General features: G+C 42.5%; 11 protein-coding genes. 7 read left to right on the forward strand and 4 right to left on the reverse strand.

Going from position 1 to position 14,293, the window contains the following annotated elements; all coding sequences use genetic code 11:
• Positions 1–9 precede the first annotated feature (9 nt).
• The 4 genes from EL84_RS21705 (at position 10) to EL84_RS21720 (ending at position 4,517) form a co-directional block, all read left to right on the forward strand.
• Positions 10–297 carry a HesB/YadR/YfhF family protein gene (locus EL84_RS21705; RefSeq protein ID WP_047843064.1) on the forward strand — a complete coding sequence of 96 codons (288 nt, stop codon included), beginning with the start codon at positions 10–12 and terminating at the stop codon, positions 295–297.
• A gap of 196 nt (positions 298–493) precedes the next feature.
• Positions 494–1,858, forward strand: coding sequence for an MFS transporter (locus tag EL84_RS21710; RefSeq protein WP_082219197.1), 1,365 nt, complete (start codon positions 494–496; stop codon positions 1,856–1,858).
• A 70-nt stretch (positions 1,859–1,928) separates the two neighbouring features.
• Entirely contained in the window at positions 1,929–3,149 is a 1,221-nt protein-coding gene (locus EL84_RS21715) for a macrolide family glycosyltransferase (protein ID WP_047843066.1), read from the forward strand.
• A 138-nt stretch (positions 3,150–3,287) separates the two neighbouring features.
• Positions 3,288–4,517 carry a multidrug effflux MFS transporter gene (locus EL84_RS21720; protein ID WP_047843067.1) on the forward strand — a complete coding sequence of 410 codons (1,230 nt, stop codon included), beginning with the start codon at positions 3,288–3,290 and terminating at the stop codon, positions 4,515–4,517.
• A gap of 165 nt (positions 4,518–4,682) precedes the next feature.
• Here the strand turns inward: EL84_RS21720 and EL84_RS21725 are convergent, their stop codons facing one another.
• Positions 4,683–5,657 carry a helix-turn-helix transcriptional regulator gene (locus EL84_RS21725; RefSeq protein ID WP_047843068.1) on the reverse strand — a complete coding sequence of 325 codons (975 nt, stop codon included), beginning with the start codon at positions 5,655–5,657 and terminating at the stop codon, positions 4,683–4,685.
• 106 nt (positions 5,658–5,763) lie between these two features.
• On the opposite strand from EL84_RS21725, the gene EL84_RS21730 reads away from it, so the two are divergent.
• Complete coding sequence (locus EL84_RS21730) at positions 5,764–6,243, forward strand: GyrI-like domain-containing protein (RefSeq protein ID WP_047843069.1); 480 nt, start codon at positions 5,764–5,766, stop codon at positions 6,241–6,243.
• A gap of 216 nt (positions 6,244–6,459) precedes the next feature.
• Complete coding sequence (gene cls, locus EL84_RS21735) at positions 6,460–7,899, forward strand: cardiolipin synthase (protein WP_082219092.1); 1,440 nt, start codon at positions 6,460–6,462, stop codon at positions 7,897–7,899.
• Positions 7,900–8,062: 163 nt separating this feature from the next.
• Here the strand turns inward: cls and EL84_RS21740 are convergent, their stop codons facing one another.
• From EL84_RS21740 to EL84_RS21750, 3 genes are read right to left on the reverse strand one after another with little or no spacing between them, the layout of a single operon-like run.
• Entirely contained in the window at positions 8,063–9,184 is a 1,122-nt protein-coding gene (locus EL84_RS21740) for a Ger(x)C family spore germination protein (protein ID WP_047843071.1), read from the reverse strand.
• Positions 9,181–10,269, reverse strand: a complete 1,089-nt coding sequence (locus EL84_RS21745) for a GerAB/ArcD/ProY family transporter (protein ID WP_047843072.1) — start codon at positions 10,267–10,269, stop codon at positions 9,181–9,183. Before EL84_RS21745 ends, EL84_RS21740 begins: the two co-directional genes overlap by 4 nt.
• Complete coding sequence (locus EL84_RS21750) at positions 10,262–11,725, reverse strand: spore germination protein (RefSeq protein WP_047843073.1); 1,464 nt, start codon at positions 11,723–11,725, stop codon at positions 10,262–10,264. Before EL84_RS21750 ends, EL84_RS21745 begins: the two co-directional genes overlap by 8 nt.
• A gap of 232 nt (positions 11,726–11,957) precedes the next feature.
• Here EL84_RS21750 and EL84_RS21755 point away from each other — a divergent pair, with 232 nt between their 5' ends.
• Positions 11,958–14,258 (forward strand): copper amine oxidase N-terminal domain-containing protein, encoded by a 2,301-nt coding sequence (locus EL84_RS21755; protein ID WP_047843074.1) that lies wholly within the window; start codon positions 11,958–11,960, stop codon positions 14,256–14,258.
• The last annotated feature ends 35 nt before the right edge of the window (positions 14,259–14,293 follow it).

Below are 14,293 nucleotides of genomic sequence, written 5' to 3' on the forward strand. Positions count from 1 at the left end.
TGCAGAGCAATGATCTCATTTGTAATATCTGACCAAGCAATCGATTCATTTAAGAATGAATGGGAATTGGAAGAGGACCAATATGTAAGGATTTACGCAAAATATGTCGGAGGAGGCTCCGATGCTTTTACAATTGGAATCAATGCGAGTGCTACACCGGTCGATCCCGCATTGATTCAATCCATTGGAGGATTTCATTTCTTTGTTGAAAAAACAGATGCCTGGATCCTGCAGGATGAACTTCTCCAAATTGACTGTAATGAACATGGCATATTTTCAAGCAAAATCTCCTATTGAACATGGGAACCCTATTCTAAATCATGATCTTACTTTCTAAACATTTAACTTTACAAAGTATAACACTTCATGTATATTCAGGGAGTAAAAAGGTTTATTTTACCATAATATCCATCAAATTATGGAGGTGTGGAAGACAAACAACAATCAGATTGGGATTTTTGATGCTCAGTACAGGGCCCCTACAATTGGGATTATGCTGGTTTTGGCAACCGTAGCTTTTGAAGGACTGGCTATCACAACGATTGCCGCGAAAATGGCACAAAGTTTAGAGGGTATTCATTTATACGGTTGGATTTTTAGCGCATTTTTGTTATCTCAGCTTATTGGAACTTTGGTTATGGGTCAGCAGATTGACAAGCGCGGCGTTTTTACATCCATGCTGATATCTTTTAGTGTTTTTGTGTTAGGAACTGTGGTCTCGGCTATTTCTTTCGATATGCACATGCTTATTGCCGGAAGAGGCCTTCAAGGTTTTGGAGCGGGGGCCCTGATCACATGTGTTTATACCTGTGTGACGTTACATTATCCAGATACACTTCGTACTCAAATCCTGGCCGCATTCTCTATGGCATTTGTCCTACCAACCTTAATCGGACCTTATGCAGCAGGCCTTATTGCTTCCTACATCTCGTGGCGATATGTTTTCTGGATCGTTTTACCCTTGATTGGAATAGCGCTCAGTCTCACATTCCGTTCTTTCCGTAATTTGCAGCTTCAGCAAGATCTGTCAGGTCCAGCGCGAGCAACTGACTCAAAGATTATGTATGCAATTCTGCTTGCGGTTGGAACGGGGCTGTTACTCACCGGACTTGGTATGATAACCGATTGGAAAGGCATAGTACTCACTTTGGCTGGATTAGTCGTCATGATCACACCAATGCGTAAATTGCTGCCAGTAGGGACTTTTTCGGTAAAAAAAGGATTGCCTGCTACTTTGGTATCGAGAGGGCTATATGTTGCTTGTTATTTTACAACGGAAAGTTTTGTGATCTTGGCACTAACCGAAGTGAAGGGGTTATCAGCTGACCTTGCTGGTCTCATCGTAGCAGCAGGTTCTCTGAGCTGGTCCGCCGCAGCGTGGTTACAAGCCAAGCTTGATGCACGAGATCAAGGTCGTGCCCGAAAGGGTAGGGTTATGACGGGCATTGGGATTATGATCGTCGGAACTGTACTTGTGATCATGGCTCTTATTTTGACGGACGGCGGGATTATACTCATCCTTCTCTCACAAATGATTACAGGGTTCGGTGTTGGATTGGCCAACCCTACAACGGCAGCCATTGCTTTACAACATGCCTTGCCCAGGAAAGAGGGCGAAATGTCCGCGAATCTACAATTTGTGGATTCCTTCTATATGGGTGTAAGCATTGGCGTTGGTGGCGCTCTGATTGCCTTGTCCGAAACGTTACAGTGGGGCATATCGACAGGTGTTTTGATCGTGTTAACACTCCAATTATTATGGGTCTTGTTAAGTTTCTTAGCATCACTACGAATTACCAAACTCGTTCATCAAGAACATCATCCAATCAACCAAGTGAAGGACAACATCTCCATGTAACGGATGACGACTGCGTCGTTAAATACATCATGAAGAACGGGGGGACTAATTGCATTGGGAGGTGGGTAAGATGGCACGTGTATTAGTAGTCATTACTCCAGCTGAAGGACATGTGAATCCATCGTTAGGGTTAGTTACTCAGTTGATAGACAATGGTGAGGAAGTCATCTATGTGTGCACGGAGGAGTACCGTTCCCGAATTGAACAAACCGGTGCCCAGATCATTACCTATCCGTTTCCACAAGATGCCTTCTCTCATGATCCGGTGTTGAAACCCCAGGAATACAAGCATCCGTATCAGTTCATTTATATGATGGTAAGTATTATTCGGAGGATCATCCCCAATGTGCTGCAGGTGGTCGAGGATCAAAAGTTTGATTATATGATCTTTGATTCCCTGATGGGATGGGGAGGGACTATTCTTGCAGAAAAACTGGGAATTCCTGCGGTGTGCTCGATTGCGTCCTTTGCTTTTGTGGAGCCTCTGGGGTCTAGCTCAGTTCTGAATGAGACGGAGACGAAGGAGCTTTATGAGGCTACAATGAAGATTACAACGGAGTTAGCCGAAGAGCTTCAAGTGAGTATTCCAGCCATGGAAGAGATTCCGGCACATGCAGGTCAGTTAAAGCTTGTGTACACCAGCCGTTATTTTCAGCCGCAGGCAGAAAAGCTGGATGATCGTTTTATTTTCACGGGTCCTTCGATCATAACACGTCAAGATGCTCCGACCTTTTCGTTTGAGGTGCTTCGTGAACGGTACCCGCAAACCGTGTACATTGCTATGGGTACGATTTTAAATAAAAATTTGGATTTCTATCAGCTTTGCTTTGAAGCATTAGGGGATCTACCCGTGAATGTTGTTTTATCTTCAGGAAAGTACACGGACATGACGCCGCTGGCGAATCAAGTACCTACTAATTTTATCGTCAAGCCATACATTGCCCAGTTGGACATGCTGCAGCATACCGATGTTTTTATTACACACGCTGGAATGAACAGCACAAGTGAGGCGTTATATTATAACGTTCCAATGGTGATGATTCCATTAACATCGGATCAGCCTCTTGTCGCCAATCGGGTACAGGAGTTGGGCGCGGGTATTACTTTAAATAAACATAATCTCAATGCAACTAATTTGAGAGAGGCATTAACAGAAGTGCTACACAATTCACTTTATAGACGGCAGGCTTACCTCATTGGTGAATCTTTAAGGCAGGCTGGCGGTTACACACGAGCTGCCGAAATGATCATGAGTCATATGGGTTCAGGCCGGGGGAGTTACACAATTTAAATGGTTTTCCATTCAAAGTCGCTTAATAAGCGGCTTTTTTTGGTTTTAATAGTCTTAAGACTTGACCTACAGTTAACTCTATGTCTTATACTCGATTAGGCTTGCAAATTATATAAGGAATTGGAGATTTTATTTATTATGGCGAAGAGCACGAATTGGAATGTTTTTGGACTGGCAATACTACTAGGTTTATTTTCTACATTAGGTCCATTTACGATTGATATGTATTTACCGGCTTTTCCGGAGATTGCACAAAATATGAATACAACGGCATCACTTGTACAATTTAGCCTTACTGCTTGTTTATTAGGACTGGGTGTAGGACAACTCGTTATGGGTCCTTTGAGTGACGCGTACGGTAGACGTAGACCATTGTTGATCTGTATGGCAGCCTACATTATCTGTTCCTTGGCATGTGCTTTTGCTCCGAATATCGGACTATTGATTTTGTTTCGTTTCACGCAAGGATTTGCGGCTTCAGCTGGAATTGTCATTTCCCGTGCGATAGCTAGAGATCTATACAGTGGACATGAACTCACTAAATTTTTCTCTTTGCTGTTGCTTGTAGGGAATTTGGGGCCTTTGGCAGCACCGATTGCGGGAAGTGGGGTTCTTTCCTTCACAACATGGATTGGCGTATTTATCTGCCTTTCATTCTTGGGGATTTTCTTATTAATCATGACAAAGTGGAGCTTAAAAGAAACACACCCCGTCGAAAGACGTATGGTTCCTGACTTCAAACAGCAATTGGGTAATTACAGAATGCTTCTGCGTGACCGCAAGTTTGTTGGTTACATGCTGGCACAGGGAATCATGACAGCAGGGGTCTTTGCTTATGTGGCTGGAACCCCATTCATTTACCAAAATATATATGGAGTCACACCGACGGTATTTGCTATATTATTTGCTTCAAACGGCATCAGCTTGATCATCGGATCTCAAATCGTGGGTCGATTGGCCAAACGTATCCCTGAGCAGACGCTGCTATTATCGGGACTTTGGCTTGCTATAATAGCAAGTGTGGCTGCTTTGGTCGTAACCCTGGCTCATGGTCCACTTTTCGCGTTGGTGATTCCATTGTTCTTCTTCGTATGCTCGATCGGCATTACGTCTACAGCGGCATTCCCACTTGCCATGGAGAGTCAAGCTAAGATGGCCGGAAGTGCAGCAGCACTGCTCGGCGTTGTTCCTTTTCTTCTGGGTGCACTGGTTGCTCCTCTAGTCGGTATTGCAGGTGAGGACACTGCCGTCCCGTTAGGACTCACTTTATTAATGACCAGTATCATTGCCATTGTTACTTATTTCCTACTCGTTAAAAACGTCCCGCAGCATACACCTAATCATGCCCAGTCTAATGCTGACTTTTAGCATAGAAGGAACAGCTCGCCAAGCATTGGCGTGAGACATGAATGAATATGATTCCATTATAAGTCGCTAACACAGCGGCTTTTTTTGGTTTTCCGTACTGAACCCTCAGCCTGAATTCAGGTAAGGCATTGTTAGATAATGGAGAGACTAGGGAGGAGGGGATGCTCACTGCTTCATTTGGTATAAGCTTAATCTCTCTTGTACAGCATTCAGGGCTTCTTTCGGAATCTCCTTCACCTTGATATCTTCTCCTAGAAAAAGCAACCAATTGGTGATTTCGGTTAACTCTTCTGAGTTATGAACATTCATAAATGCCTTTAGGAGAGCCGTAGTCTGGTATGGATTTGTATAGGCAATTGAAAACTTTAAAGGATGGTATTTTTTGAATTGCGCAATCGCCTTTGGGCCAAGTTCCAGGACAAGGTTGATAACTTCTTCCTGCGTATTTCGTTTGAGTTGTTCTACAATCTTTTTTGTACTCAGTCTTTTTTTCGCCGGGTATGCTTCGACATGGATGAGGTTGTCAACTGATAAGATTCGTCTCTTTTCTTCCGCCAGATCAAAACCTTCAATGATCCAATGGCCTTTTTGATGATGAAGGTGCAAGAGAACGATGGGATAGGACTTTGTTTTCTTCTCTTCTTGCACAGTAACTAACAAATAACGTTCTATAAGAAGAATTTGGATTAGTTTTTCCAAGGTAGGGTGAGGCAAGTCTGATAGATCAAGCAAGTCTGGATTATGGGGATTGGTCCCTTCAAAAAGCAATATTTGATTCAAATGCACCAGGTCATCTTGCTGATTTTCTGAAATAAGGCCCAATAATTTTTCAGCCAAAGATTGACGACTCTTTAGATAAGGAAGCTGTTGATTTCTTGTCGCCATAAAAGCAATGAATAACGCTTTGATTTCATTATCGGTAAACCGTACCGTGGGCAGGAGGGAGTTGTTCATTACAAAATAACCCCCGTCCCGCCCAACTTCAGCGACAAGTGGCATTCCCATGGCTTCAATTTCTCTGATATCTCGAATGGCTGTCGAACGAGAAATATTAAATTCTCGCATGATTTCAGAAATGGTAAAGTGTGCACGGTTATTGATATACCGCGTGATGGTATTAATGCGTTCAACTTTTTTCATTGTGCCCCCTAAACAGTATCATATTCTGACATGATTTAAGGTTATTATAAACCTATCAAGTGAAAACACAAATCAATTGAAAATTTAAAAGAGGACGGTGTAAACCATGAGTAATTATCATTTCGAAGAAAAAGAGAGCTTTATCGTGTTAGGTATTGGAACGGATCTTAAGAGCGACTATACAGATTATGTTGGCATCAGCAAGGAGAAGGCGGTTTTTTGGTCCACGGTGAAAGAGGATGGAAGCCTGGACAAACTAAAGTCTCTGGCAACAAACGACTACATTTTTGCAGTAAACGAAGCAGTAAATAACCAGATGATGCATTATGCTGGTGTCATGACAGAAGAATCTCTGCCAGAAGCAACGAGAGTAATCCAATTTCCTAAGGGAGAATACCTTGTTGTGAAGGGTGAAGCAGAGACGGCTGATGCGCTCAGTAACATGCTTACTGGCATTGCCTTTGGTCAAGCCCTCCCCGTAGAAAAGGATTATGCCTATGTTGGCGGTCCAAATACAACAGTTGAAATGGGAGAGAAAAATGGTTTGGTATATGGTGAAATGTGGATTCCTGTTGTAAGGAACTAACTAAAGCATAAATATTCAATGCAAAAGAATCCCTTCTTTTATAGGAAGTGGATTCTTTTTTTAGTTCGATGTCTAGTGATTATCATTTAATAGATTTAGTATTCCTCAAGTATGTTATCATATTCTTTGGGATGACGGCTTCATTCGAGAATAGCTAAGTAATAAGCATTTTTTATTATTTCCATAAAGTCAATGGAAGGCAGGAGATATAGCAGTATGGTCACGCTGATACTTTCGCTCGTTATGATTATAAACATATTACTCTCAGCGGTATTTTTGTTTTTTGAAAGGAGAGACATTGGTTATACTTGGGCCTGGCTCATGATATTTTACTTCATTCCTATTTTAGGTTTTATCGTTTATCTCTTTTTGGGACGTAACCTTAAAAAGAAAAATTTCTACGGACTTTCAGTTGAAGAGAGAAACTCCCTAAAGTTAATTGTCGAGAACCAGTTAGTGACATTGAAGGAGCAACGTAAGGAAAACAACCCCCTGCTCATGAAATATGCTGACCTGATTCAATTGAATCTCACATCATCCAATGCAATCCTAACCAATGACAATGAGATATTCATCTTCGATGATGGACAAGAGAAATTTGATTCTTTATTTGCTGATATCAAGGAAGCCAAGAAAGAGATTAACATCCAATATTACATCATTCAACCGGATTCCTTAGGGAAGAAATTACGAGATGAATTAACTATTAAAGCTAAAGAAGGCGTAAAAGTGCGAGTTCTCTATGACGAAATTGGTTCAAAGAAACTTTCATTGAAGTTTTTCAGAGAACTGATCTCTGCCGGTGGAGAAGTAGAGGTCTTTTTCCCGTCACTGATTAGGCCATTAAATTTCCGTATGAATAATCGAAATCATCGAAAACTTTGTATTATTGATGGAGAGATCGCTTATATTGGCGGATTTAATCTGGGGAATGAGTATCTAGGCATGGATAAAAAGTTTGGATACTGGCGTGATACACATTTTAAAATGCACGGAGATGCCGTTAATCATATTCAAGGAAGGTTTATTTTGGATTGGAAACACGCCAGCAAATCCCATCAAGTAAGTTACGAACAATACTCCTTCAACACAGCAAGGCTTGATGGTTCAAGTCCAGTTCAGATTGTGTCTAGTGGTCCTAACTCACAGGTGGAACACCTGAAGAATATGTACATCAAGCTTATAGTAAATGCCAAAAAGAGTGTGTATATTCAAACGCCTTACTTTATTCCTGACAGCACTTTTATGGATGCATGTAAAATCGCACTGCTATCCGGGGTGGATCTGCGCATTATGATTCCCAATAAGCCCGATCACCCGTTTGTATATTGGGCGACTTGGGCGTATGCTGGTGAATTATTGGACTATGGAGCCAAGATTCTGTTGTATGATAATGGATTCTTACACGCAAAGACCATTGTAGTAGACGAAGAAGTCGCTTCAGTAGGGACGATGAATATTGATTCCCGGAGCTTTAGATTGAATTTTGAGGTGAATGCAATTGTATATGACGAGGGAGTTGCGAAACAACTTCAAGAATTGTTTCATCAAGATAGCCAGTTAAGTACAGAACTTACTTCTGATCGTTATAGAAACAGGTCCCTTATTATCAAATTTAAAGAAGGAATATCACGTCTTCTTTCACCTATTTTATAGCTCAGCTTCACTGCCGATGTTATACTCAACCAAGCAAGATAAAGCTTTTCACTGAAGTGCTTCTCAACGACTAGAGTATTAGCAAATCCTTCTTTTTACGTCAACAGTCAAAAGCTCTCTTCCAAATGGAAGAGAGCTTTCCCAATTGCACGACAGCATGTTATTAATTTAAAACGCCGCTGCCGACTACTGTAACCGTTACTTCCGGGTGAAAACGAACTTGGGCATATTCTTTATTCCAGTTTAGGCTTTTCCATAAGTCCGGGTAATGAGCAATTAAATGTCTGCCAATACCGAAGGAATCACATCCACTTTGCTGAAGTGTCTTGATAATTTGTTCTGCGTCCTGAGTCATGTCATCGGTTAACTTGCGGTTCAGACGTTCAATTGTGTCTTTTTCCTCAAGATGATTCATTGCATACTCAACGATCGTTACTGGAAGTTCGATACGGAGGTTCACATCAATTTGGCTATCACTTGCCACCTTTACCGCAAGTTTGCGCTTAATTTGTGCGATATTTGCTTCATAAGTGACATAGTTCCGCGGGTTGCTGGAAGGCCCTGGGTGGACCTTTTTGACAAAACGCGCTGTTTTATTCCATTTCCCACTCATAATAATGTATAGAGGAGCCTGTTCGGTCGTAAGACTCCCATTGAATCTTTGCCCATGAAACAGGGCGATTCCCCGAGCATCAATCTCCTCTCCATCCTTATATAGATAAGGCAGTGTAAAATCCTGTCCCGGATCCAGCATGGGAGGGAGAAGGGTCTCTAACGTCATTTCCGGAAAAATACATAATTCCTCCAGACTCTTAATTTTTTTCGTAATAAAATCACCAATCAATATGCTGCCAACTTTTTTTTGGTGTAACAGATCTCCGGCATCGCCCTCCACAATCGCAATTTTCACATGTGAGGTTGGGTAATCGGGTTCCCGATATAAGACGTCCAGGTAGGGGTAGATATCATTTTGTGCGAGTTTGTTGCCGTATAAGATCATCCCATATTTAAAAAACCGGATATCACCAGTCACTTTAGCGCGAATTCTATCCGTACTTTGACGGACGGATCTCCCGGTGCCTGAGTGGACTTCATTACCGTTGCTCCCTTGTTGACTCTCAGAATCATCGACAATTTCAAGCGTCTGTTTAATTTCACCCTCTGAGGTGATGTCAAACGCCGAAGCATTAGCCAGTCTTGCATCTTTTAAACTATCCTGATCCCAACATCCCGTCATCACCATGAGCAGGGTCAGCAGGATGAGGATTTTCCCCCGTTTACTCATATCATCTTCTCTTTTCGTTTCATTATATAAGATAGAACCAACAGGAGCAGAGGCAGGATCATGAGAAAAAAGTATGCCGATCTGTTGGCTATCGTACTAATTAACTCAAGTTTTTCCTTCTGTTGTGGCAGATAGGCAATTATGCAAGAAGCAAGAACCACATAAGGCACCGCTTTTTTATGGTGTTTTTGTTTGAAGAGATAACTTATACCATAGGATGCCGTATAGTAATAGCCACATATGGCCCCGAAAATTGAAATTAACCAGATAGGGAGGAACAGAAAATCGGCCCGATCCATTGTCCCGAGTGGGATAGAGCGGAGCAGATAAATAACCGGTTCAGGCATTAAGTCAAGTTGCTGGGGGCTGAACGCCGTTGAACAAATGAACACGGTGAATGCATACAACACCACGACTACAGCACTTGCTAAAGCAACAGACTTGAGTTTGCCACCGCTGCTACCTTCAACCATAGGAAACACAACGAGAAAAAACTCGAATCCGAACATAGCCATTAATGTTTCGGTTGATCCACTAATGATATTGGGCCATCCCGCTTCGGTTAACGGCAAAAGATATAACAGATTGATTTCCTTGAGTCCATAACTGATCAATACCATCATGGGCAAGACCAAAAAGGAGATGAGTACAAGTACTCGCGCAATGATTCGTAATTTTTGCCGAACCAAATAGATACTGCTGAACAAGAAGAGGGCTAATATAGCCCACCGAGGCGTATCCTGCAGCATCCAGCGGTTAATCACACTGTAGGCGTTCACCAGAACAGAAGTACCCATTAACAGGAAATATCCAACGTAGGCAATGATCAGCAACTTGCCAATCCATTTCCCCGTAATCAGCGTTACAATGTCATAAATGGATGAACTCGGGAATCTTCGCATCAAAAGCCAGCACAACAGTATGACAAGTTGGATCAGGAACCCTCCAAGAAAAACAGAAATCCATCCTCCGCCTTTAGAGATAAGGTGTATACGGTAAGGGAGGGACAGAATATCTACACCGATCTCAAATTTCAAAATGAGCAAGAATAGTTGTCCCCGAGTGATTGTTGTTTCCTTATTCACGTTTTTTCCAACTCCTAGAGAACTTCTGCTGATTCAGCCGCTGCGGGCGGGCATCATGAGGACGCCCGCGAAGCGCCCAGATGGGAAATCGAATCCATACATCCTTCATGTCAGCTAATCGGAAAGGGGCCACTGGAGCAAAATAAGGCGATCCGAAGTTTTCCATCTTACAGAGGTGAATGGTTAGAATCACCAGACCAAATGCGATGCCGATATATCCAAAAAGCGCCGCTCCAATCATCATTGGAAAACGGAGAATACGGACTGCCGAACTCATCTCATGTGAAGGCACCAAAAACGACGAGATAGCGGTTAGTGAAACCACAATAATCATTGTATAGGATACAAGCCCCGCACGAACGATAGCATCTCCGATAACCAAACCGCCAACGATGCCGATGGTCTGGCCCACTCGGCTGGGAAGTCGGACCCCGGCTTCTCTTAATACTTCAAAGATCAGTTCAAGCAACATTGCCTCTACAAGTGCAGGAAAGGGGATGTTCTGCAATGATTTCTTGATTGTGTGTGCCAGTTCGATCGGTAAAATAGCGGAGTGAAAAGAGATGGTTGCAATATAAACAGCAGGTAATGTAAAAGCAATGACAAAACTCATCATGCGAATTAAACGTAAAAAGGAACTGACAATCCAGCGACCATGATAATCATCCGGACTTTGATAAAAAGCAAAAAACGTAACTGGAGCAATAAGAGCTGAAGGACTTCCTTCGGCAAGTATGGCGACACGTCCTTCCATCAAGTTGGCAATAACCCGGTCAGGTCTTTCTGTATTGAGCTGCTGGGGAAACAGAGAGAAGGGGTTATCCTCCATAAACTCTTCAATAAAACCTGGAGCGAGTACCATATCTGAAGATATGGACGTGATTCGCTCTTTTACTTCGTTCACTAACTCCGGATTGGCCAAGTCCTGAAGATATACAACTGCAATTTTGGTATGTGTCTTCTCGCCGACGTTAAAATATCGAACGATTAAGGATGGACTAATAATTTGTCTACGGATCAGATTCAAATTAACCGAAAGCTGCTCTACGAATCCATTGTGCGGCCCTCGAATAACGCCTTCATTCTCCGGTTCGGTTGTGCTTCGGACATACATTTTCTCGGTAGAAAGAATGTAAAACTCCGGGTGCCCGTCGATTATGTAAAGACATTTCCCTTGAATAAGTGAATCTATTCCACGTTGCAGATCCGTATCTTTTCGACTTTCTAAAGTGGTGAACGATGGGTAGATTTCCGAATGAGCTTGGCCATTCAGTGCTGTTAAGACATGTGTTTGAATGATCTCCTGATCTACAAGTGAATCGATATAGAGAAGCACACTCTGAACACCATTAAGTAGAAGCTGTTGTTGTTTCAGATCGTCAGTACAGTAGAGGGACTGTTCAACATAAGAAATATTCATTTTTAATTCAGAAAAAGCCTGATTGGTTGGGGTCATTGATCCACCTCTTTATAAAATGCGACATGGATTATCTTGTGCAAAATCAAGACTATTATGCAATAGACGCTTCTTATTCAAAGAACTTATAACCAAACATTGAAAAAATAGTTGCACAAAAATCCATAATTTACAATTCAATTAGAAACTTTTTCCTAAATCTAGCGTCTAATATTATGACTTTTTGAGGGGTTATACATTACTAGAGAGTAGAAGGAGCCAAAGACAACACATGAATATGAAGAAGAAATTATCCATTTTTACCGCTTTAGCCGTTTTTCAAGCATTTGCAGTCGGTTCTGTGAGTGCGCAATCAGCACCGCAAGGTGACACCACGTCAGTAAACACAGCCAATGTAGAATCAGTTGAGGTGTTACAGCAAGAGCAGCCGATTGCAGAGCGTGAAGTGAAGACGGAGAGCAATAACAAATCTATCAATACTCCGCCCACTGAAGCCAAGGACACTCAAACCTCAACCGGCACTGAGGCAACACCTAAAACAGACAGCGAGAAACCTGCATTGGATGGGGGAGAGACCCCTGCAAACGAAACGGGTACAAAACCTATAGTTCAAGAGGAAACCCCTGAGAAGGTTGAAACGCCAGCTACGCCTGCTCAGATAGAGCAACCATCCGTTGATGGGACGTCTCCTGCAGTAGCAGGTGGAAATCTGACGTTGTACATGAATAGCAACAAAATGGAGCAGGATGGAAAAACGTATCTTGCTGGACAGCAAATGGCTGTAAAAAACGGTGTATCCTATGTTGCAATCCGTGCGCTGGTTGACCGTGTGGGATATGGCGTCAAATATGATAACAAAACCAAGGAAACCATCATTATTAGTGGTGAAGATGAACTCCGATTCAAAACTAACAGCAAGGACTATACGGTAAATGGAGAGACCAGAACGATGAAAGGCCCTGCTTATCAGCAAAAAAGTACATTCATGGTGCCGTTAACTTCCATTACTCAAGCTCTGAACATCACCTATAAAGTGAATCAGTCGGCTAAAACGGTTGTGTTGAATCTTAATACAAAACCTGTTGCAAGCTTTACCATTTCCCAAAAGGAAATTTTTGCGGGTGATCAAGTAGACTACGTGACTTCTTCCAGTTCACCTAATGGAATGGATATCGTTGACGAACGCTGGACTGGTCGCCAGGATTCATTTGATCAAGCAGGTACATATACGATTTCATATCAAGTACAGGATTCCAATGGTCAATGGAGCGATCCCTATTCAACTACGATTGAAGTTTTGGCTCCTAATCTTCCTCCTGTAGCCATGTTCGCCACGGATAAAGAAGAGTATAAAATGGGCGAAAAAATAACATACACAGACCAAAGTACAGATGATGAAAATAATATTGTTAAAGCGGCGTGGGAGAACAATTCACTTGCGTTCTTTGAACCGGGTCCAAAAACGGTGACTCTTACGGTAACTGACAATCACGGTGCTACGAACACGTACTCCAAAGTCATCACCATAACCAATGAGACCTTATATTCATTTACCGATTTTAATTTACTCTTCACGCCGGTAGGACAGAAATTCACCTTTAACGGCGGCGAAGTGACTACGATGGAGAAAGTGCCTTATACGTACATGGATGAGCCAAGTTTGCTGATCCGCAGTAACAGTCCGGAAACTGTGAATACGGAAGGCATTGTATATAAAGAATCATCTTCGGGGCAGACCCGTTTCATGATTCACCACGTGAACAATACAGGCAAAAGAGTAAAAATGTATGTGATTGCAACCAATAACAATCTGAATCCAGCCGTATTTGAACAACAGAATATGGGCTTTGCCGGACCTACACCGTATGCTACCGTAGCTGGGAAATTGTCTATTGATAAATGGTTCAAGTCGATTCAGACTGGAGCGGATCAAAAGAAAGAGTACCTTCAACCTGGGGAAAGCAAACTGATTTTGACCGAACTTAATAAAACGCCGATGAAAGAAGGACAAGTAATCTCCCTCTATTCGGACGCTTATAGTGATTATTCCTTAGACTATAACGTTATCCTGGTGGAAGAAAATAAAGATCCTTTCGAGGCTTTGTCATTGCTACCTGTGCTGGATCGTGACGGAGTACACAACCGGGGTACGTACCCGAATGCGACTCGCATTATAAAGTACGATGAGCACGTGGGAATCAAAGCTGCCCGTCTGCCACTTGGTGACAATTCAAGCGATCCCAATCTGGTAGGAACAGATCCGATGGCTTACACAGACGCATCCAATGCGGGTAATTTCGGCGTATTGTACAAAATCACGCTGACCAATGTTGCACCGCGTACGCTTATCTCCTTTAACCCTCGTGGAGGGAAGTACTCCGGAGTAGCTCTGGTGAACAATCAGTTGGTATCGATTGCCGAAGGTAACGTTGCGGTTAGCAATTCAAGTGAACAAAGCGTTCTTTACCGCACAGGATTAACTGGAGAGAGCGTAACGATTCTTTTCTCTGCCGCGCCAGGAAGCAACCTGCCGGTCAATCTGCTCTTTACACCACTCCCATCGGAGAAGTAATGTAGGTTTCTCTTATAACGAATGGTTTGGTGGCA

This window comes from Paenibacillus sp. VT-400 (genome assembly GCF_001029205.1).
In the GTDB taxonomy this organism is placed as follows: domain Bacteria; phylum Bacillota; class Bacilli; order Paenibacillales; family Paenibacillaceae; genus Paenibacillus; species Paenibacillus amylolyticus.